Here is a 22,194-nt window from a genome sequence, read left to right as displayed (position 1 = left end):
GGCACAACGGGCGCTGCGGAACACACATCCTGGCCCTTATAGACTTTAATATCATCAGGTGAGGTATAGGCGTATATCTTCTGTTGCCTGGGCGCTACATACCTCACCAGTTGAACCCCGGCATCGAAAAATCCTGCACTTTTTCGAGCACGTCATTCTGCGATTCAGAATCGGAAAGTATTTCGATAGCCAACGGCGGCATAAAGCGTTTGCCTATTTTAGCCTCCCAGATTTGTTCGTCCGTAAAAATCGCCAGGTCAGGAATCCGTTTCCGAAACGTGTCAACATAAGCATCGCCTTCTGACAACATCTCCGATCCATTCTGGTACAATTGCGTTTTGGCAAAGGCCCGCATTAGAAATCGGGCAATAAATAACTCCGCCTGCTTCACGGGTGGCTTTTTGATGATACGCCCCCGTACAAACTCGTAGTTCGCATCGGTTTTTTTACACGCAAGCCACTGCTCAAACTCAGCAACTGTCTGCGGAGCCGATGGGCGTTTTTTACGAGAAGACGTTGCTGTTGTTTCCATGTTGAGCATTGCTGGTTAATCAAAGATACCCATTTTGATTGGATCAGGGTCGTTTACACCTTGGCCGCCTTATTTCGTAAATACATATCGACTAGCACCAAAGCAGCCATCGCTTCGACAATGGGAACGGCACGGGGAACGACACAAGGGTCATGTCGACCTTTTCCTGACACCGTTACAGGTTGGCCATGTACGTCGACACTGTCCTGATCCTGCATAATCGTGGCTACGGGTTTGAAAGCCGTTCGGAAGTAAATATCCTCGCCGTTGCTAATTCCGCCCTGAATCCCTCCCGACTTGTTTGTTTTCGTACGCACCCGCCCGCTCTCATCGGTATAGAATTCGTCATTATGCTCGGAGCCAAGCTGTTCTACACCAGCGAATCCACTGCCGTACTCGAAGCCTTTTACCGCATTGATACTGAGCATGGCTTTACCCAATTCTGCATGGAGTTTGTCGAATACGGGTTCACCCAGGCCAGCAGGCAGGCCGGTAACTACACAATCGACAATGCCGCCAATGGAGTCGCCCTGTTTGCGAATGCCATCAATGTACTGGAACATCTGCTCGGCCGTTTCAGGGTCGGGGCAACGCACCGCATTCTCTTCAGCAAGCGCCAGGTTCAGTTCCGGATAGGCTTTTTCAAGTTTTAGTTTTCCAACCTGCGAAACGTAGGCTGTGATCTGGACACCCGCCTGGGCAAGCAGTAATTTAGCCACGGCCCCAGCCGCCACACGCGCTGCCGTTTCGCGAGCTGATGAGCGCCCTCCTCCCCGATAATCCCGTGAACCGTATTTGGTCTGGTAGGTATAATCGGCGTGGGAAGGCCGAAACTGCTCCGAAATATGCCCATAATCTTTACTGCGCTGATCGGTATTTCGAATAATCAGGGCAATGGGGGTTCCCTGGGTATGGCCCTCAAAAACGCCGGACAGCACGTCGAACTCGTCAGCTTCGCGCCGTTGGGTTGTAATCCGTGATTGACCGGGTTTCCGCCGGTCTAATTCGTGTTGAATAAAATCGGTATCAAACGCCAGCCCCGCCGGGCAGCCATCAATGACAACACCAATGGCGGACCCGTGCGATTCGCCAAATGTAGAAATCTTAAATAATGTTCCGTAAGTACTACTCATGCTACCTGTTTTGGGACTTCATCCCCGATTAGTAACCAAAAGACAACCCGTCTTTCAGCCCAAGTTTATTTTTTAATCAACACAAAAACCATACCCAGCAACATGATCAAAATCAACACATTAGCTACTGATCGAATAAGTACTGAAACACTAACCGGCTGCCGGGTGCTGTCCATTCCTTCGATACCAGCATAGATTGAATTGACCACCGGTGTGCCCGGAACAGTCTCGCCGTTCGTGACTATTGAACTACTGGTTATGTTTGTGTTCGTTACAACCCCCGCTCCATTGCCCCCAACCTGAAGTTGTAATTGGGGCCGAAGCGTGTCGTAACGAGCCGTTTGCGGATCGAAGTAAACCCATTGAAAGTAATTCGCCAACGTAACCGACCCATTTTGGTGTGGAACAATGTAATACGTAAACGTTTTTCGGCCGGTTATCTCACTCCCGCCATGCGTGATGTTGTGTTTTGCTTCCGGTGGAAAGATATCAATTTCGGATCGTCCGTTCAGTAATCCGGGTTCTGGCAAGGTGGCAATATTACCTTTGCCGGAAATAGAGAACGTGTAGCGCACACTCTTCCCGGCAACCACATGCTGCCGCTCCAGGGCTTCTTCCAGTCGAAACGTTCCGACTGGTACGCGCCCCCGCAAGGGATGAACCGGCAGTGACTTGACACTAACAATAAGGGGCTGACTGGTAAATACGGCGGTCTCGGGCTGGGGGGATGGCGGACCAATAACTGGCCGACGGTTTAATTGAAGCGATACGGCAGGAATGCGCAGGGATTGATTGGACAATGGAAAGAAGACAGACTGAAAAATCCGGTACTCTCTAAACTTCTTTTTGCGTATAACAACTGGAATCGGTTTCAAGTCATTGATCGGCACATTTTCCTCCCACGAATTAGCGGGACGAATTTTTTTAACAATTGTCTGCAACTGTTTATCGAGCGCGTGAAAGCTAAGTTCGTAGGGATAATTATCCGCAACAAAAAAAGACAAGGTTAGCCCAACTTCGGCGCCTGTATAAATGGCTTGCCTGGACGCCCGAAGTGACAAAAATGCCGCTCCTTCGGGTACCACCGCAACTGTATTGAGGGTTGCGCTACCCGGTACTGACAAAGTTGCCGACGGTTGAACAATGAGGGTCGCCCCTTCCGAACGGACTATTTCACCGTTCATCATAATGGTGAATGGTGGCAACCGAAAGCGACCAGGCGCTTTTGCCTGGTAGTTCTGTGTAATAACCTGGCTAGTAAGCATTTTGCCCCCTACCTCGACTGGTGTCACGCTGGTTGAGGTACCTTTTTTAACGAAGCCAGCAATGTCAGGAAACGTGACTGTGGCACGAGTTTCGCTGTTCGGAATGATGAGCGAAATGGTAAAGGGCCGTTCAATCGGAAAAGTTGTGGAGCCTAATTCGATAGATGACAGATTATCAATAGATTGCCCAAATCCCGAGAAAAGGAAACAAAAAAATAATACAACAACTTTTCGGAATATTGCAAGAAACATTATTAATTTTGAGCAACAATGTATGAAATCAGCCGTTACGAATTAAGGTACCAAAGATAAGAACGAACTGTCCAACCTCTTTCAATATCCTAGCTTCTTCAACCGAAAATATGTTACCCTATGCTTTCCATGCTTGAGTATATCAAAACGATCCTTCAGAAGGTAAGTTTTGATAAAAATCTTTTTGATAAAGAGCTGGCTAAAGCCATCAAAATGCTCATTCCAAAAGAGGTAAAGCAACTTAAACGCTGGTGTTATGTCCAGTTTGGCAAAATGTATCGTGCTGTTTTAAATCGTCGTTTCGCCCGGGTACGGTTCACCTGACGGTGTTATCCGTTTTCTCTACACAAATCCCCCGGCTATCAAGCCGGGGGATTTGTGTTTTATCGGGATTCAGCAAAAGCCATGTCTTTATTTACAGCGTCACTTTCTGACGCATCTCTGGTATCTCGATGTGTTGAAACCCAGCGGCCTGCAAGTGGCCTTTCCAGATCAATTGTTTGTCATATTCACCATGCACGAGAAACAGGGATTTAACCTTGGCGGCATCCTGGCAACTCAAAAAGTGCAGCATTTCCTGATAATCACCATGCGCCGAGAAGGAATCCATTATGGCAACATGAGCGACAACGGCATACCGTTCGCCAAAAATGGTTACTTCCTTATCGCCCCGCTTCAGAGCACCCCCTAAGCTGTTAGGTGAAGCATAGCCAACGAGCAAAATAGTCGTACTGGCCTTGCCAATATTATTCTTGATGTGGTGCTTGATCCGACCGGCTTCGGCCATCCCTGACGGGGCAATGATGATGCATGGTTCTTTCAGATCGTTAATAGCCTTCGATTCCTCAACATCCGTTATGTAATGCAGATTAGGAAACTGAAAGGCGTCGCCATCTTTCTTGATATAGGCCAGAATGTCAGGATTGAAATCCTCTTCGTGATCGCGCATGACATCCGTAGCTTTTACAGACATCGGACTATCGATATAAACGGGCAAACGTGGTAATCGCCCTTCGCTCGATAACTGGTCGAGCGCGTAAATCAACTCCTGCGTACGGTCGACGGCGAAAGCCGGAATGATCAGTTTGCCTCGGCCTTCAACACAGGTTTGCTGTACAATACGCAGTAAGTGGGCTTTCATATCAGGTTCCGCTTCGTGGAGCCGGTCGCCATAGGTCGATTCGCAAATGATGTAATCGGCCTGGGGAAACGGTTGGGGCGAGCGCAGAATTTTGTCGTCGGGGCGGCCAATGTCGCCACTGAAAAACAGTTTTTTATCGACATTCCCTTCCCGAATCGTCAGACTAACCGACGCACTTCCGAGTAGATGACCGGCATCGGTCAGCAAGGCCGTCACGCCATCGCAAACAACAAACGGCTTATCATACTCAACGGCCTGCATTTGATTGAGTGCCCGCTGCACGTCGTTTTCGTCGTAAAGGGGTTCGATTTCGGGCTGCCCCCGGCGGGTACGGCGCTGGTTGACTCGTTCCAGATCGCGCTCCTGAATCCGGGCGCTGTCCATGAGCATAACTTCACAGAGATCAATTGTGGATGAAGTCGTGTAAATTGGTCCCTGAAATCCCTGCCGTACCAGTCGGGGAATCAAGCCAGTGTGGTCAATGTGGGCATGCGAAAGCACCATGTAGTCGACCTGAGCCGGATCAAAGCCGAACTGCTGGTTAAGCTCGTCGGTATCAATGCCCTGGAACAGCCCGCAATCGAGCAAAATTTGTGTACCGCTGGTGGTGGTAATCAAGTGCTTGCTACCCGTTACCGTTCGGGCGGCACCGAAGAATTGAATGGTCATTTGTTAACGTAAGGTTTTATTGGTCAAGGAATGTAGGTATTCTTCTCTGAGACCAAAGGCTAACGAGAAGTAACACCCTGTATGGCGATGTTCGGGTCAATAATGAGCAATGTACGTGGTATCATCAAACGGTTGGCAAAATACCGTCTAGTGAAAACCCTTCTGGTGGCGCTATTGATTTTTTTCGGTCTGGATTTTTCCTTTCCGATCCGCAATCGTGTTCCCTACTCAACCATCATTACCGCTCGTGACGGCTCTATTTTACACGCCTTTCTGAGCCGCGACGACAAATGGCGAATGTATGCTGAACTAGACGACATTACGCCCACTCTCCGCAACGCCATTCTCTTTAAGGAAGACAAATATTTCTGGTACCATCCGGGTTTCAACCCCATAGCGATGATCCGGGCAGCTGCCCGAAACCTGCTGACAGGCCGACGAACATCGGGGGCTTCGACCATTACCATGCAAACCGTTCGCCTGCTCGAACCACGCGAACGAACCTATATCAGCAAATTCATCGAGCTATTCCGGGCTCTGCAACTCGAACTTCATTATTCGAAAGACGAGATTCTGCAGCTGTACTTAAATTTGATTCCATACGGCGGTAACATTGAAGGGCTTAAATCAGCGTCACTTCTCTATTTTGGCAAATCACCCGCCCTGCTGAGTCTGGCCGAACTGACAACGCTGACCATTATCCCAAACCGACCATCGAGTTTACGACTGGGTATCCACAATGCACTGGTCGTGCAGGAGCGAAACCGCTGGCTTGCCCGCTTCCGAACGAGTCATCTTTTTAATGAAACCACGATTGCCGATGCGCTGAATGAACCACTCGTGGCCTATCGGCGGGAAGCACCCCAACGGGCACCGCACCTGTCGCGTCGACTTCGGCTCGAAAACCGCGACCTGCCCATCATTCGCTCATCTCTTTCCCCAACGATACAGTCAACGGCCGAGCGGCTGGTACAGCAATATGCCAACCGTATTCGGGCCTATAATATCCACAATTCGGCAGTGCTAATTGTGGATAACCTATCCCATGAGGTGGTTGCCTATGTCGGCTCGGCCGATTTTGGCAATACATTCGATGGCGGGCAGGTCGATGGTGTCCGGGCGATACGGTCGCCGGGGAGTGCGCTGAAACCATTGCTGTACGGGTTAGCCTTCGACGCAGGCATTATCACCCCTAAAACAAAACTAGCCGATGTGCCCACTAACTTCGGTGGTTATGAACCCGACAACTACGACCGGCGCTTCAATGGTCCCGTCACGGCAGAATTTGCGCTGGCCAACTCGCTCAACATTCCGGCAGTTGCGTTACTAAAAGAAGTAGGCACTCCGGCCCTCGTTTCGACGCTTCAAAAAGCGGGTTTTTCGGCCATCAGGAAACAGGCAAAAGCGCTGGGGCTTTCCATGATTCTGGGCGGGTGTGGCGTTACGCTCGAAGAGATGACGCGCTTATATACCGGTCTGGCGAATGAAGGGCAGGTGAGCCCACTGGTGTTCACCTCATCGGACCGCCGAACAGAGTCAGTTTCTCTCCTCTCGCCCGAAGCCGCCTACCTGGTCACGCATACGCTTACCCAGATTACCCGGCCTGACTTACCCAATAATTTCGACAACAGCTATCACCTGCCACGGATTGCCTGGAAAACCGGAACGTCATACGGTCGGCGCGATGCGTGGAGCATTGGGTATAATCAACGGTACACCATTGGCGTTTGGGTGGGTAATTTTTCGGGGGCGGGGGTAGCGGAACTGAGTGGCGCCAATACGGCCACACCGTTGTTGTTTCAGCTTTTCAACGTACTGGACTACAACGCACCGACGGGTTGGTTTAAGATACCCAAAGCCGCCACCAAACTGAGCAGCCGACTTATCTGCCCCGAAACGGGCGACGTTCCGGGTGAGTTTTGTACGAATCCAGTTACCGACTATTGCATCATGGGCATTTCCCGGTATCGGCGATGCCAGCACCGGAAAGCCGTTTTCACCAACGAAGCCCGAACAATCTCTTACTGCGCCCATTGTATGCCCGATTCTGGCGCGGTACGCCGGGACTATCCGAATGTATCCCCTGAAATCAGGGCGTTTTACCAAAGCCACAGTATTCCCATCGAAGCCGTCCCGCCACATAATCCCGCTTGTGAACGCGTGTTTGGTAGTCAGAACGCAGAGCAGGCGGGGCCGCTGATCACGAGTCTGAATAACGGAAGTGAGTACTTCATCAACCCAAAACAACAGACCGAACTGGAGTTGGCCTGTCAGGTTCCTACGGGTGTGCAAACCGTGTTCTGGTACTTAAACGATAAGCTTTACCGCCGGGCTAAACCTACGGAAGCGGTCTTTTTCAAACCACGCCCGGGGCTGCTGAAAATCTCCTGCGCCGATGACCGGGGACAGAGCCGTGATATTCGGGTGATCATCAAAAATGAGTAACGATTTATTGATTTTGCTTTTTTTATAATTCATTCACGCTTTTCCCGTAAAAAGCTAATTAGCAACCTAATGAATTACGTTTTCTCTTCGCTGATCGCCCTGTTGTTTACAACCACTGCTTTTGCCCAACAGGCAGCAGCCTCGCAAGATCCTACCGCACTTGGCCATGCGTTTTTCAAAGCTTTGCTCGATGAAGACAGCAAAACTGTAGAGAGTTTGATTTCGAGTGATCTGGAGGTGATCAGCTTCGATGGACAATCCATAGATGGCGATTTACTGGTTCAGGGGGTGAGTGGCGGGGCGTTCATTATCGAAACGGGTGACGTTTCGGATGAGGTTACGCGCGTATATAACAACGACTCGGCGGTCATGACGGGCACCTGGAAATCGAAGGGCAACATTCAGGGACAGGCGTTTGACAATAGTGTTACGTTTTCGGTGGTGATCGCCAAACAGGCTGGCATCTGGAAAATCGTCAATGTGCAGTTTACGCCCGCACGTTAATAACCGTTCAGTAAGTGACACGCTGAAATTCGGCCCACTTATGAATCCTGAGTGGGCGTTTTCGTCTATCTTCGGCCCCTCATAACCACCATGCATGAAAACGCTTTCCCACCTTCGTAACATCCTCTTAATTAGCACCCTATCTATTTTATTCTTTCATTGTTCGCACTTACCCTTCAACGACATATCGGTTGTAGGACGCAATTTCGATGATGAGGTTCAACAGACCCAGAACCTGATCTTTACGTTCAATAAAAATGTCGGCCCAACCAGTCAATTCGGCGAGTGGGATTCGACTCAATATGTGCGCTTTATTCCGGCCGTTCGTGGAAAATTCAAATGGACGGCTCCCAACGAACTGGTTTTCTCGCCCGCTCTTGCCTTTGAGGCCGCTACGGACTACCGGGCCGAATTGACCGACGATTTACTGAAGCACTCGGACAAAAAAGACCTGAAAATTTCGGGCGACGCCATTGCCTTTCATACCCCGTATCTGCAACTGACGGGTGTCGAGAACTGGTGGTCGCGCGCGCGGGAAACGGGTCAGCCCGTGGCCAAAACCCGCCTGAATTTCAACTATCCGGTTTCGGCCGCAAACGTGGTTGAAAAAGTAGCCGTTTCGTCGGACGAAAAACCGCTCACGGTAGTAAGCGCGCCAAACGATGCCCAGCATTCGATTGCGTTAACGCTTACGAACGCACCTGCCTTGAAGAACGAGCAGCCCCTGGCGATAAAACTTGGCAAAGGGATAAAGGTGCCCAACACGGCCTTTGTCAGCAAAGAAGTCATCGAAGAAACCAGTACGTTACCATCCCGTTTCAAGATTGAGATCGCCGACGTACAAACCAGTTTCGACAACAATACGGGCGTCGTCAAGGTCATTACCACGCAGGAATTGCAGGCAGGCGACCTCAGTCAGTACTACACCATCCAGCCGCAGGTCGAGACAACGGCTGAGCTGACGGAAAACGGCTTCATTATTCGCGGAAACTTCACCGAAACAGACACGTATGTCCTGACGTTGACGGATCAGATTCGGGGCGTATTAGGCACAAAACTGGAAGAGCCTACTACCCGTGATCTGTTTTTCGGGAAAATGCCCGCCAGTATTCAGTTCGCCAATAAAAAAGCGCTGTACCTATCGTCAAAAGGAGCCCGAAACATTGGCCTTGCTATTGTTAACGTCCCTAAAGTACAAGTCAAAATTGCGAAGGTGTACGAAAATAATATCCTCAATTACCTACGCGCCAACCGGTATGAGGAGTATCAGGAAAAAGCCAACGGCGAGTGGGGTCCATCCGGTTCGTTCAACTACAGCGACGACGAAGCCGGCGACTTGAGCGATGTGCTGGTTAACAAAACCATCGAAACTACCGACCTGCCTAAAGTCCGGGGCGTATCGGCGTTGAACCTGGCCTTACCCGACCAGAACAATACCTTCCGGGAGGGTCCACTCCGGGAGCATCCCTTAAGGGGCGTTTATCTTGTTTCAGTATCCTCGAAAGATGAGGCTTATTTGCAGGCTAGCCAGTTGGTATCGGTGTCTGACATTGGTCTGGTGGCGCGTCATACAAACGACGAAGTACTGGTTTGGGCCAACTCGATCCGCACCGGCGAACCCCTGCAAAGTGTTGAGATAACCCTGATCAGTAGCAACAACCAATCGGTATATACCCTGAAAACAGATGGCACTGGCTTCGTCAAATTCGAGAAGGTAAGCGAGAAAGCACCCGGCTTCAAGATCGCTCTCTTAACGGCCAGCATCACCAGCACCGCAGCCGGAAGGCTATCGGATCAGGACGATTTCAACTTTCTGTTTTTGCCCGATACACGAGTCGAAACTTCCCGGTTTGAGGTCGATGGGAAACGCGATAACGAATCGGGTTTTGATGCGTTCGTATACGGCGACCGTAACATTTACCGCCCCGGCGAAACAATACACGTCAACACGATCATTCGGTCGCAGAGCTGGCAAAGCGTGGGCGAAGTGCCCGTGCTGGTTCGTCTTTTGGCGCCCAATGGCCGTGAAGTACGGGTGTTCCGCAAAACAACCAATGCCCAGGGAGCCGTGGTCACGGATGTATTGCTCGACCCGGCGGCCGTAACCGGCACCTACACCCTTGAGGTGTTGAACGCCAATAATGTCCTGCTGACCTCGGAGCCAATCAGTGTCGAAGAGTTTATACCGGATCGGATCAAGGTGGATGTAGCGACGGATCGACAGACCGACCCAACCATACCCGCGATCTATAAGGCCGGGCAAACGGTCACACTTTCGTTGACAGCCATGAACTTGTTCGGTCCGCCCGCATCCGATCGGAACTATGAAGTGGAGTTGCAACTGAAACGAAAGGCGTTCGTCCCCAAAGGATTTGGCGACTATGATTTTAGCATCGCCAACGGCCAGTCGCCAACGGGCGACGAAGCGAAAACCGATGTGTTTCCGAAAGAACTCCGTCAGGGCCGAACGAATGCCAATGGCCAGGCCAGCGAGAAATTTCCCATTTCTGGGCTCTATCAGGACATTGGCTTGCTGGAAGGCAAACTCTTCGTAACCGTCTTCGACGAGAATGGTCGCCCGGTTAATCGGCTCCGGCGGCTGGACGTGCTGACGCAGGACACGTTTTTTGGCACCCGAATACCGACCAGTTACGTTGCCACGAACTCACCCCTTGCCGCTGATCTGGTTGCTCTTGACCCGGCGGGTCAGGTGCGCTCGTCGGCTTCGGCGCTGGTCGAGGTTGTCCGCTACGAGTACCAGACCGTTATTGAAAAGGAAGGTGATGGGAATCAATCACGCATTAAATACACGACCAAACGCCGGGAGAAGTCGGTGTACGCCAACACGCTGTTATTCAAAGCCGGGAAGGCCGCCTTCCGATACGTACCGACGGTTTCCGGCGAATACGAAATCCGCGTTCGCCGGCCGGGCGCAGCGGCAACCGCCTATGCGACGACCCACTTTTATGCCTATGGTTTTGGCAGTACCTCAGCTTCATCCTTCGACGTTAGTCAGGAAGGACAGGTGCTTATGACGCTCGACAAACCCATTTACCAGACCGGCGACAAAGCGAACGTACTGTTCAAGGCTCCCTTCGATGGTAAGTTGCTGGTGACTGTAGAGCGCAACCGTGTGCTTGAACAACACTGGCTTACGACCACCAATAAATCAGCCGAGTGGAGCTTTTCTGTCGGTGCAGATCACTTGCCCAACGTGTATGTCACGGCTACGCTTATTCGGGCCATTGACGGAACAAACCTTCCGCTTACGGTGGCACACGGGTTTGCTCCCGTTTCGGTACAGGACCCGGACACAAAGCTGCCCGTTACGCTCACCGCCGTCGGGCAATCCCGTTCGAAAACCAAGCAGATCGTACGAATTAAAACGGTGGCAGATGCCCAGGTAACAGTGGCCGTTGTCGATGAGGGTATTTTGCAACTAAAGAACTTCAAAACACCGGATCCACATGGCTTCTTTTATCAGAAACGCGCCCTGGAGGTAGATAGCCATGATTTGTACGCCTTGCTTTACCCCGAACTTTCGTTAAAATCAACGTCGAGCGTCGGGGGTGATGGCTATGATCTGGAACGACGCGTTAACCCACTCAGCAACGGTCGAGTACGCTTAGTCGCGCTGTGGAGCGGCATTCTGAAAACCGGTTCCGATGGGCAAGCCGAATTTTCGGTGGACATTCCGCAGTTTTCGGGTGATTTACGTGTGATGGCCGTTGCTTATAAAGACAATGCGTTTGGGTCGGCCAATACCAACATGAAAGTCGCGGATCCCATTGTCATTAGTACGGGCGTACCCCGTTTCCTGACGCCCGGCGATAACCTGGAACTGCCCGTTAACCTCAGCAACACGACCAAACAGCCCGCCACTGTTACCGCCCGATTGAGTTTGACCGGTCCGCTGGCGACCGATAGTGTTAGTACCCAGAAACTGACGATTCAGCCCGGCCGGGAAAGTCGTGCGCTGTTTCGCATTTCGGCTAAACAGGCCATTGGTGCCGGAGCGATTACCATCACGGTCAACGGCCTCAACGAAACCTTTACGGAGAAAACAGAAGTCACCGTTCGTCCCGCAGCATCGCTGCAGAAGACCACGTTGTCGGGTGCCGTCGCTGCCGGATCGACCCAGGCGCTTCAACTGGCCAGTGGTTTTCTGCCCGGAACAGCCCAGGCAAGTATAACCCTGAGCCGGTCGCCAGTTGCGCAATATGTCCGCGAATTATCGTACCTGCTGGGTTATCCACACGGTTGCCTGGAACAGACGATTTCTAAAGCCTTTCCGCAGCTATATTTTGCCGATCTATCCAAACAAGTATCAGCCAATACGTACTTCGTTCGGGCGGGCGAGAGCGATTTAAATCCAGCCTCCAATGTTCGGCAGGCGATACAAAAAGTCGAAGGACTCCAAATACAGAACGGTGGTTTCAGCATGTGGCCGGGTATGATCGTCGATGGCTCAACGACAGGTTCAACCGTCGATCCTTGGGCGACAGCCTATACCGTTCATTTCCTGGCCGAAGCACAGGAAGCGGGCTACGAAGTGCGCTCGTCGGTGTTAAGTTCGGCAATTGACTACCTGACAACCCTTACGAATAGCCCCGCTACCGAAAACGCAGTTACGGTCGATGAAGGTCAAACCGGTACGCGGATCGTGAAGCAGGTAGCCAGCCGCACGAGTATCTATGCACTTTACGCGCTGGCCGTAGCGGGCAAGCCAAATCGGTCGGCCATGAATTACTACAAAGATGCGGCTCTCCGACAAAGTTCAGGCGCGTTGACAACAGACAGCCGTTACCTGCTGGCATCGGCCTTTTTCCGCGTTGGCGACACGCGCAGCTATGTGGCTCTTTTACCCAGGCGCTTCTCCGATAACACCACCGGTCGGCAAACGGGCGGCAGTTATGCATCGCCTTTGCGGAATCTGGCCCTGGTGCTCGACGCCCTTGTCGATACTGATCGTGATAATATTCAGATTCCGACCCTGGCCCGACAATTAGCCACAGCGCTGAAGCAGAGCACTTACCTCAACACCCAGGAAGCAGCATTCTCTTTTCTGGCACTCGGCAAACTAGCCCGCCAAACGGCGAACAGTACCGCCACCGCTACATTAACAGCCGCCGGAAAGCCACTGGGCACCCTGAGCAACACGCTGGTAAACATCAAACGGGTTCCGACCAACGTGCCCCTTAGCCTGAGTGCCAAAGGCTCCGGGAATGTCTATTATTTTGCTCAAAGTGAAGGCGTGCCAGCCAGCGGCAAAATCAGCGCAGAGGATAATGGCCTACAGGTTCGGCGGCAATACCTGAGCCGTGATGGCAAACCGATGAATGCAATTCGGCAGAATGACCTGGTAGTTGTAAAAATAACGCTGGTTAGTACAAATGGACTGAACGTCGACAACGTAGTGGTAACCGATCTGCTACCCGCCGGGCTGGAAGTAGAAAACCCGCGCCTGACCGGATCGCTGGGGCGCGATGCCGGAGACATGGCCTGGATCAGCAAGTCAACAACCGGACCGCTGGCCCGCCCCGCTCACTTCGATCTACGCGACGACCGGATCAATTTTTATACAACAGCCACTGGCACCCAACGGACGTTCTACTACCTGGCGCGTGCCGTATCGAAAGGGCGCTTTGTCGTGGGTCCGGTTTCGGCCGATGCGATGTATAATGCCGAGTATCGTAGTTACAACGGGGCCGGAACCCTGCTCATTCGGTAGGGGCCTCAAGGTATTATAATTCCTAACATTTGCCCCGTATCATTGGTTATACCAGACAAAACAGCTTTGACACAGCGTTTAGCTGATTTGATCAATATACTCAACACAATGATACGAACGTTATGAAACGCAAAACATGGGTAGTAGGTGCTCTATTGGTAGCGATGGCTGGTTTGTCATCCTGCGCGTCAACGGAGCGGCTGATCTACGGAAACAATGAAAATAGCCGGGAGGACATTGTTCAACGGGATTCGAGAAGCCAACAGAATTCGAGAGGCCGCAGAAACTACGACGACGATGAAGGCGGAATCTTCAGCCGCCGGAACAGAGATCGGGATGACGACGACCGGATGAGTCGGAATGAGTCGCGTGGCTCACAGCAAAACAGCTCGTACCGCAACCCATACCGGTCGGATGATCGGATGAGTTACCGCAGCGATAACTCAGACCGGCCCAGCCGTCAGTCGGGCAGCGATTCGTACAACAATCCATACAGCAGCCGCTCCTATGATCGGCAGGATTCGTATAACGACCGGGACCGCGATTATGACGATCGCTCATCCAACCGACGCGACTCGTACAATGACCGCTACGATGATCGGTCATCTAACCGACGTGATTCGTATAATGACCGTTATGATGACAGACGTAGCTCGTACAATGATCGCTACGACAACGACCGCTACGATAGCCGGAACTCCCGCGATTCGTACAATGGCCGTTCGGATAATTATCGGAATGACGACCGTAATTATGATCGTCAGAACGATGATCGGTATTCCTCGAACGACCGGTATAACAACCGCCGGAATGATGACCGTGACCGCGATTATGACCGCCGGAATTCAGACAACCGCGACAACGACCGGGATAACCGGAACATGAACGACGATCGTCGGAATGACAATCGGGACAATCGTCAGAATGACGACCGCAACAACCAAAATGACAATCGGAACAGCCGTCAGGACAACTACCGTTCTGATGACCGCAACTCCAACTCATCCGACGACCGCGACAGCCGCCGGAATTCGGATAACCGGGATAACCAAAACAATGGGGATAATCGGGACAACCGGATGAGTGATCGGGACAACAACCGCAACAATGGTCAGTCCAATGACCAGAGTTCGGACCGGGATAAGCGTGATTTGACCGACCGTATTTCGGAGCAGATGGATAAAGTTGACAAGCAGCTTGACGATGCGAAATCCGAAGTAAAAAATGAAAGCAAGAGAGAGCGCCGGAAACGCGAAGACCGCGTGAAAGACCTCGAAGACAAACGTCGTCAACTAGCCGATTCGTACTACAAAGTTCAACGGTCAAGTTCCGATGATTTTGATAAAGTGAAGAAAGAGACCTCTAAGATGATCGACGACATGGGCAAGGACCTGGATAAAGCCGCCGAGAAACTAGAGAAGAAAAAAGATTAGAAGAGAAATAAGCGATTTATTTACGTGTGCAGGGAGGGCTGATTCATTGAATCAGCCCTTTTTTCGTGCGCAAACGGAACGATAAAGTACATACCGCGCCACCGACCTATATTTGCGTTATGGCACTCATTAAATCTGTTCGGGGAATTCATCCCACATTCGGCGATAACTGTTGGTATGCCGACAACGCTACCATCGTTGGCGAGGTAATTATGGGGCGCGACTGTACTGTCTGGTTCAACGCGGTTGTGCGGGGCGATGTCAACAGCATCACAATTGGCGACCGCACCAATATTCAGGATGGAGCGGTGATTCACTGCACCTACCAACGGCACAAAACGGTCATTGGCAACAACGTATCGATTGCCCACAACGCCGTCGTTCATGGGTGTACGGTTGAAGACAACGTGCTGATTGGCATGGGCGCTATTGTGATGGACGGCGCGGTTGTTGGTACGGGCAGCATCATTGCTGCCGGAGCCATCGTAACCCAACATACGATTGTTCCGCCCGGCTCCATTTATGCGGGCAATCCGGCGCGCTTCCTGAAAGTTGTTTCACCCGAACAGGCCGAAATTTTCAGCCGAACGGCCAACAACTATGTCATGTATGCAGGCTGGTTTAAGGAGTAACGCATGGACGACTTTCTCATCTACCTCGGCCTGGGCTTCGACCACATTACCGACCCCAGTGGCTACGACCATATTCTATTCGTTGTGGCGTTATGTGCCGTTTACACCATTCGGCAATGGCGTCAGGTACTCATACTGGTTACAGCGTTTACCATCGGCCACTCGGTTACGCTGGCACTGGCAACACTCCAGCTCATTCACTACGAAACGGCGCTGATCGAGTTACTCATCCCAATCACCATTCTGATTACCGCCATCATTAATTTTTCCTTTCAGGAGCCTAGATCGCGCTCCTTAACTGCCCCGCCAACCTACCGTTCCGGGCGGTATATCCTCGCGTTGGCCTTTGGCCTGATTCACGGCATGGGTTTTTCCAATTACCTGCGCAGTCTGCTCGGCCGCGAAGCTGATATTGTTAAGCCACTGCTTGCGTTCAATATAGGCCTCGAACTGGGCCAGTTAGTTATTGTCAGCCTTGTTCTTGGACTGGCCTTTGTAATGATCGACCTGTTGCGACGAAGCCGCCTACGCTGGACGCTCGTTGTATCGGGCCTAGTGGCCGGGATGGCGTTGTCACTAATTATCAATAACGAGTATTTAAGTAAATTAATGAAGTAAAGTAGAAACATAACCGTATCTCCGTTCATCATATTGAAACCGCATAATCTCTTTTTTTCGTACTTTTACCTCACTTATCAACAACTACAACCTAACTTATGCAAAAGATAGTTTTGCTGGTGGCAAGTTTGGCCATTCCGCTGGGATTGGTACAGGCGCAAGCCCCAACACAGCATGCTAACACGCGATTTGAGCAGCTCGGCCCCCTGTTGCCTACGCCGAACACCTTCCGAACGGCCTCGGGTGCCCCCGGAAAAGATTATTTCCAGAACCGCGCTGATTATGATATAAAAGCTACGCTCGACGATACAAAGCAAAAAATTACGGGCTCAGAAACCATCACCTATCACAATAACTCGGGCGATGCGCTCCCATTTTTGTGGTTGCAACTGGATCAGAATCTGTTTCGGCCCGACGCCACGGGCAATGTGGCCAAAACGAGCAGTATCAACCCCGAACAAGGTTCTTCGTTGCGGCAAATCGATCCCAGCGCGGCCCTGCAGGGCAAAGATTACGGACATAAAATTACCTCTGTTCGCGATCAGGCAGGAAAAGCGCTTAAGTACACAATTAATCAAACCATGATGCGGGTCGACCTGCCACAGGCCGTAGCGCCGGGCAAGACCGTGACCTTTTCCATCGACTGGAATTTCAAAATTATCGACGCCAAAAATGTTGGTGGCCGTTCAGGGTATGAGTTCTTCCCGAAAGATGGCAACTACGTGTATGAGATTGCGCAGTGGTTTCCCCGGCTGTGTGCTTATAATGATGTAAATGGCTGGCAAAACAAGCAGTTTCTGGGCCAGGGTGAATTCACACTCATTTTCGGCAATTACAAAGTAGCCCTCACTGTTCCGAATGACCATATTGTTGGCGCAACCGGCGAGCTGCAAAACCCGGCTCAGGTACTGACCGCTACCCAGCAGAAGCGCTGGAATGACGCAAAAGGCAAAGGCGATAAAGCGGGGGAAAACCCAACGCTCATTGTCACCCAGGCCGAAGCGGAAGCCGCCGAAAAAGGTAAACCAACGGGTACGAAAACCTGGATTTATAAAGCCGATAACGTCCGCGATTTTGCATTTTCGAGCAGCCGCAAATTTATATGGGATGCCCTGAACCCAACGATCGAAGGTAAAAAGGTTTGGGCTATGTCGCTTTATCCAAAAGAGGCTAATCCGCTTTGGGGTCAATACTCTACCCGACTGGTGGCGCACACGCTTCGCTCCTATTCCCGTCGGACAATCGGTTACCCTTACCCGGTGGCTTATTCCGTTCACGGCCCCGTTGGTGGCATGGAGTATCCAATGATGTGTTTCAACGGTGCCCGTCCTGAAGAAGACGGTACGTATTCGCAAGGGACCAAAAACTTTCTGATCCTGGTGGTTATTCACGAAGTAGGGCACAATTTCTTCCCCATGATTGTGAACTCCGACGAGCGCCAGTGGTCATGGATGGACGAAGGGCTGAACAGTTTCCTCGAAGGACTGGCCTGTCTGGAGTGGGATGCCAACTTCCCGGCGCGGGGGATTGAACCCCAGTCTATTGTTCCGTACATGCAGCTCGATTCGACCAAGCAAATGCCGATCATGAGCAGTTCAGATAACATTCTGCCGGGCACGTTTGGACCAAATGCCTATAGCAAACCCGCCACGGCCTTGAACATTCTGCGCGAGACGGTTATGGGTCGTGAACTGTTCGATTATGCGTTTAAAGAATACGCTCGCCGGTGGGCCTTCAAATCTCCCGAACCAGCTGATTTTTTCAGGACGATGGAAGATGCCTCGGGCGTTGACCTGGATTGGTTCTGGAAGGGTTGGTTCTATGGCGTACAGCCCGTCGATCAGTCGCTGGTAAAAGTAGACTGGTTTCAGCCAAATTCACAGAACCCGGAGGTTACGAAAGCTGAAGCCCGCGCTGCTGCCCAAAAACGCGCGAATACAATCAGCAAACAACGGGATGCCCTGAGCAAAGATCAGACGGTGGTGGCGCAGGATAGTACGATGAAAGATTTTTACAATCGCTACGATCCGTATGCCGTTACCGACGAAGACCGCAAAAAATACCAGGACTACCTGGCAACGTTGTCGGCCGAAGAGCGGGCTATGGCCGAATCGGGCACCAATTTTTATACGCTGTCGCTGAAAAATAAAGGCGGTATTCCAATGCCGGTTATTGTGCGGATGGAATTTGAAGACGGCACGGATTCAGTAGCCCGCTTCCCGGCCGAAATCTGGCGTTTCAATGACGTGTCGATCCGGAAAGTCATTGCCACGAACAAGAAAGTGAAGCAGTGGACACTTGACCCCTTCTACGAAATAGCGGATATAAACACCGAAGACAACACATTTCCGCCGGTCTCGCAGCCAACTCGTTTCCAATTATTTAAGCAACAGCAGCGGGGTGGTGGCACTGCGCCAAACCCGATGCAACAGCAACGGCAGCAATCACCCGCGAAACAGGGTACTGGCCGAAACTAACTAATCTTAACTTCCAATAAACGATGAGAAAACTTCTGTTAATGGCTGGCCTGACCCTTTGGTCAGCCGCTTTGATGGCGCAGGCACCAGCGGCCCCTACCCAAAACGCGAACAGCCGTTTTGAGCAGCTCGGCCCGATGCTACCGACGCCGAACACCTTCCGAACAGCCTCTGGTGCTCCTGGTAAAGATTATTTCCAGAACCGTGCCGACTACGACATCAAAGTCGAACTCGACGACGCGAATCAGAAAATCATCGGCACCGAAACGGTTACGTATCATAATAATTCGACAGACGAGCTACCGTTTATCTGGCTTCAACTCGATCAAAACCTATTTGCGAAAGGCTCTACGGGAAGTGTAACCCGGACGGGGGGCGTTAACGAAAGCGGCATGAGTTTCGCTCAGTTGCAGAACCTGACCTCAGTTCGCGAACGCAGCAGTCAGCAGGCTTCCGACAAATACGGCTACAAGATTGTTTCCGTAAAAGATGCCAAGTCAGGTACGGCGCTTAAGTACACGATTAATCAAACCATGATGCGGGTCGATCTGCCTGCGGCCATCAAGCCGGGCGGTACCTACTCGTTCAACGTTGACTGGAATTACTTCATCACCGAATATTACGGCCGAAGCGGCATGGAGTATTTTGCTAAAGATGGCAATTATAACTACTTCATTGCGCACTGGTTTCCCCGTCTGTGTGCTTATAATGACGTAAACGGCTGGCAGAATAAGCAGTTTCTGGGCCAGGGTGAGTTTACGCTTATCTTCGGTAATTACAAAGTAGCCATTACTGCGCCAGCCGATCACATTGTGGGCGCTACTGGTGAGTGCCAGAACTACAAGCAGGTTCTGACGGCTGCCCAGCAAAAGCGCATGGCGCAGGCAGCCACATCGAAAAACCCGGTTGTCATTGTTACGCAGGCCGAAGCGGAAGAAGCCTTAAAAACTAAACCAACGGATAAAGTAGCCAAGAAGACATGGGTATTTGACGCAAAAAATGTGCGTGATTTCGCCTTTACAAGCAGCCGCCGATTCATCTGGGATGCCATGCAAACGGATGTGTATGGCGATGGGCGTAAAATCTGGTCGATGTCTTATTACGCAAAGGAAGGCAACCCACTATGGGGGCAGTATTCGACCCGTGTTGTCGAGCATACGTTGAAATCGTACGGCAACCGGACCATCAAATACCCTTACCCTGTTGCTATTTCCTGTCACGCCACAGCCGGTGGCGGTATGGAATACCCTATGATTTCCTTCAATGGCGGTCGGCCTGAAGCCGATGGTACCTATTCCGAGCAGACCAAAGCGGGTATGATTGGGGTTATCATTCACGAAGTGGGACACAATTTCTTCCCCATGATTGTGAATTCTGATGAGCGCCAGTGGACCTGGATGGACGAAGGCCTAAACACATTCTGCCAGTATTTAGCCGAGAAAGAGTGGGATTACAACTTCCCCAGCCGCCGGGGAGAGCCTCAGTACATTGTCGACTATATGAAGTCGGATAAAGCGGTTCTGTCGCCAATCATGACCTCATCCGACAACGTGATTGGTCTTGGACCAAATGCCTATGCCAAACCCGCTACAGCGCTGAATATCCTGCGTGAGACGGTGATGGGTCGTGAGTTATTTGATTATGCCTTCAAAGAATATGCTCGCCGGTGGGCGTTCAAATCTCCCGAACCAGCTGATTTTTTCCGCACATTGGAAGATGCGTCAGGTGTCGATCTGGATTGGTTCTGGAAAGGCTGGTTCTACGGCGTTGAGCCCGTTGATCAGGATTTGGTCGAAGTGGATTGGTTCCAGGTTGATTCAGGTAATCCGGAAGTAACGAAAGCTGCTGCCCGCGCCGAAGCAAAGCGTCGGGCTGGCACGATCAGCAAGCAGCGGGATGCCGCTACACAGGCCGAAACAGTTGTTGCAAAGGATTCAACCATGAAAGACTTTTATAACAACTATGACCCCTATGCAGTAACGGACGCGGACAAGAAGAAATACCAGGATTATCTGGCGACTTTAAGCGCCGACGAGCGTAAAACTCTCGAAGCAAATGCCGCTACAAATTTTTACACCCTGTCGCTGAAGAACAAAGGTGGCTTACCCATGCCTGTAATCATTCGGATGCAGTTTGAAGACGGTACGGATTCAGTAGCCCGCTTCCCGGCCGAAATTTGGCGTTTCAACGACGTGTCGATCAAGAAAGTGATTGCAACACCGAAGAAAGTAACGCAGTGGATTCTTGACCCTTATCAGGAAATCGCCGACATCGATACGGAAAACAACGCATTCCCGCGGATGGCACAGCCTACCCGCTTCCAACTGTTCAAGCAACAGCAGCGATTTGGTCCACAAGGCCCGAACCCAATGCAGCAACAGAAGCGAGCTAATCAGCCGCCAGCAACCCAAGGCAGCGGCAAAAATTAAGTAAGCGTGTAGAATGAGCCGTAAAGCAGACAATTTTTCGTTATTCTTTATTGTTCATTCTACACTCTTCACTACCTTTGCAGACCAATTCGGGATGTAGCGCAGTCCGGTAGCGTGCTTGCATGGGGTGCAAGAGGTCGTGGGTTCGAATCCCGCCTTCCCGACAACTAGGGTTTTGAGTAAGCAAAAACCGCTTCAAAATATATTTTGAAGCGGTTTTTGCTTTTATAGCCATTCGAATATTTCCGCATTGCTTCGCTAATTGTCTCAGGATTGTTTCAGTTAATGCCCAAATGCTTCAGCCCACTTGACAGATAGCTTCTCTATAAAATGCTGCCTCTCAGTTCCAAATGCCACTGGAGTATCTACAATTTACCTACGAATCATAGTAGACCGGCAAAAGACTGAGATTTTGACAAGGCTTTCAATAATTAGAGAAAACTAGGACGAAGTACGTCAGCGCTCAAGGGAAGTGCCGAAAATGCTAATCTTGATGCAGTAGCTTCTGACATCCGTCGGATTAGGGATAAGCTCAACTATCTTGATAAACCAATCTCTGCCAAAATCATCCGGGACATTTATACCGGTGCCACAAAGACTCAACGACAACTGATTGAGTACTTCACAGAGCACATAGAAAGGTTAACTCAACTACCAGCACAAGAAATTGCAAAAGGGACCGTTGCTAATCACAAGGCTACCACTGCCCGCCATACGTTTGCCACAACTGTAACCTTATCTAATGATTTGCCTTTTGAGATTGTAGGTCGTATGCTAGGACATACAAGTCTGAAGTAACTCAGACAAATGCTAAAATCACAAATCAGTACTTAAAAAGGTGACTTCCATACTCAATAAAAAGTTAGAGAAGTAAATTAGTGTTTTGGTGTACGTGGTCAGCCAAAAGTGGATAGATGTTAGTTGAAAGTATTG

The 22,194-nt window shown here is 51.0% G+C and carries 13 protein-coding genes and 1 tRNA gene; 10 read left to right on the top strand and 4 right to left on the bottom strand.

The window, feature by feature from the left end; translation table 11 throughout:
- Positions 1–103 precede the first annotated feature (103 nt).
- The 3 genes from SD10_RS28420 to SD10_RS28410 form a co-directional block, all read right to left on the bottom strand.
- A complete protein-coding gene (locus tag SD10_RS28420; RefSeq protein ID WP_227699092.1) occupies positions 104–532 on the bottom strand; it encodes a Uma2 family endonuclease in 429 nt (142 codons plus the stop codon).
- Positions 533–585: 53 nt separating this feature from the next.
- The gene (gene aroC / locus SD10_RS28415; RefSeq protein WP_046578817.1) at positions 586–1,665 is read right to left on the bottom strand and encodes a chorismate synthase; all 1,080 of its coding nucleotides are present in this window, start codon (positions 1,663–1,665) and stop codon (positions 586–588) included.
- 65 nt (positions 1,666–1,730) lie between these two features.
- On the bottom strand, positions 1,731–3,182 hold the full coding sequence (locus SD10_RS28410; RefSeq protein ID WP_046578815.1) for a BatD family protein: 1,452 nt from the start codon (positions 3,180–3,182) through the stop codon (positions 1,731–1,733).
- Positions 3,183–3,302: 120 nt separating this feature from the next.
- On the opposite strand from SD10_RS28410, the gene SD10_RS28405 reads away from it, so the two are divergent.
- Positions 3,303–3,506: a hypothetical protein gene (locus tag SD10_RS28405; RefSeq protein ID WP_046578814.1), complete on the top strand. Its 204-nt coding sequence runs from the start codon at positions 3,303–3,305 to the stop codon at positions 3,504–3,506.
- A 91-nt stretch (positions 3,507–3,597) separates the two neighbouring features.
- Here the strand turns inward: SD10_RS28405 and SD10_RS28400 are convergent, their stop codons facing one another.
- Positions 3,598–4,992, bottom strand: a complete 1,395-nt coding sequence (locus tag SD10_RS28400; RefSeq protein ID WP_046578808.1) for an MBL fold metallo-hydrolase — start codon at positions 4,990–4,992, stop codon at positions 3,598–3,600.
- A gap of 81 nt (positions 4,993–5,073) precedes the next feature.
- Between SD10_RS28400 and pbpC the strand changes: the two genes are divergently transcribed.
- The 9 genes from pbpC to SD10_RS28355 all read left to right on the top strand — a co-directional run bounded on the left by pbpC (position 5,074) and on the right by SD10_RS28355 (position 21,425).
- Positions 5,074–7,437, top strand: coding sequence for a penicillin-binding protein 1C (pbpC, locus tag SD10_RS28395; protein WP_179945482.1), 2,364 nt, complete (start codon positions 5,074–5,076; stop codon positions 7,435–7,437).
- A gap of 69 nt (positions 7,438–7,506) precedes the next feature.
- Positions 7,507–7,941, top strand: a complete 435-nt coding sequence (locus tag SD10_RS28390) for a nuclear transport factor 2 family protein (RefSeq protein WP_046578805.1) — start codon at positions 7,507–7,509, stop codon at positions 7,939–7,941.
- Positions 7,942–8,035: 94 nt separating this feature from the next.
- A complete protein-coding gene (locus SD10_RS28385; RefSeq protein ID WP_052731321.1) occupies positions 8,036–13,672 on the top strand; it encodes an alpha-2-macroglobulin family protein in 5,637 nt (1,878 codons plus the stop codon).
- A 122-nt stretch (positions 13,673–13,794) separates the two neighbouring features.
- The gene (locus SD10_RS28380) at positions 13,795–15,105 is read left to right on the top strand and encodes a hypothetical protein (protein ID WP_046578803.1); all 1,311 of its coding nucleotides are present in this window, start codon (positions 13,795–13,797) and stop codon (positions 15,103–15,105) included.
- A gap of 119 nt (positions 15,106–15,224) precedes the next feature.
- Positions 15,225–15,737: a gamma carbonic anhydrase family protein gene (locus SD10_RS28375; protein ID WP_046578802.1), complete on the top strand. Its 513-nt coding sequence runs from the start codon at positions 15,225–15,227 to the stop codon at positions 15,735–15,737.
- 3 nt (positions 15,738–15,740) lie between these two features.
- Positions 15,741–16,355, top strand: coding sequence for a HupE/UreJ family protein (locus tag SD10_RS28370; protein WP_046578801.1), 615 nt, complete (start codon positions 15,741–15,743; stop codon positions 16,353–16,355).
- Between the two features lie 98 nt (positions 16,356–16,453).
- The gene (locus tag SD10_RS28365; protein WP_046578798.1) at positions 16,454–18,832 is read left to right on the top strand and encodes a M1 family metallopeptidase; all 2,379 of its coding nucleotides are present in this window, start codon (positions 16,454–16,456) and stop codon (positions 18,830–18,832) included.
- Between the two features lie 23 nt (positions 18,833–18,855).
- Positions 18,856–21,261, top strand: coding sequence for a M1 family metallopeptidase (locus SD10_RS28360; RefSeq protein WP_046578796.1), 2,406 nt, complete (start codon positions 18,856–18,858; stop codon positions 21,259–21,261).
- Positions 21,262–21,351: 90 nt separating this feature from the next.
- A tRNA-Pro gene (locus tag SD10_RS28355) sits at positions 21,352–21,425 on the top strand.
- The last annotated feature ends 769 nt before the right edge of the window (positions 21,426–22,194 follow it).

Origin of the sequence: Spirosoma radiotolerans, assembly GCF_000974425.1 — a bacterium.
GTDB lineage: Bacteria > Bacteroidota > Bacteroidia > Cytophagales > Spirosomataceae > Spirosoma > Spirosoma radiotolerans.
This window is presented reverse-complemented; position numbering and strand designations above follow the sequence as displayed.

Bases quoted from the DNA above. Each gene is read 5' to 3' on its own strand.
- SD10_RS28420 (WP_227699092.1), bottom strand. From the start codon at position 532: ATGGAAACAACAGCAACGTCTTCTCGTAAAAAACGCCCATCGGCTCCG.
- aroC (WP_046578817.1), bottom strand. From the start codon at position 1,665: ATGAGTAGTACTTACGGAACATTATTTAAGATTTCTACATTTGGCGAA.
- SD10_RS28410 (WP_046578815.1), bottom strand. From the start codon at position 3,182: ATGTTTCTTGCAATATTCCGAAAAGTTGTTGTATTATTTTTTTGTTTC.
- SD10_RS28405 (WP_046578814.1), top strand. From the start codon at position 3,303: ATGCTTTCCATGCTTGAGTATATCAAAACGATCCTTCAGAAGGTAAGT.
- SD10_RS28400 (WP_046578808.1), bottom strand. From the start codon at position 4,992: ATGACCATTCAATTCTTCGGTGCCGCCCGAACGGTAACGGGTAGCAAG.
- pbpC (WP_179945482.1), top strand. From the start codon at position 5,074: ATGGCGATGTTCGGGTCAATAATGAGCAATGTACGTGGTATCATCAAA.
- SD10_RS28390 (WP_046578805.1), top strand. From the start codon at position 7,507: ATGAATTACGTTTTCTCTTCGCTGATCGCCCTGTTGTTTACAACCACT.
- SD10_RS28385 (WP_052731321.1), top strand. From the start codon at position 8,036: ATGAAAACGCTTTCCCACCTTCGTAACATCCTCTTAATTAGCACCCTA.
- SD10_RS28380 (WP_046578803.1), top strand. From the start codon at position 13,795: ATGAAACGCAAAACATGGGTAGTAGGTGCTCTATTGGTAGCGATGGCT.
- SD10_RS28375 (WP_046578802.1), top strand. From the start codon at position 15,225: ATGGCACTCATTAAATCTGTTCGGGGAATTCATCCCACATTCGGCGAT.
- SD10_RS28370 (WP_046578801.1), top strand. From the start codon at position 15,741: ATGGACGACTTTCTCATCTACCTCGGCCTGGGCTTCGACCACATTACC.
- SD10_RS28365 (WP_046578798.1), top strand. From the start codon at position 16,454: ATGCAAAAGATAGTTTTGCTGGTGGCAAGTTTGGCCATTCCGCTGGGA.
- SD10_RS28360 (WP_046578796.1), top strand. From the start codon at position 18,856: ATGAGAAAACTTCTGTTAATGGCTGGCCTGACCCTTTGGTCAGCCGCT.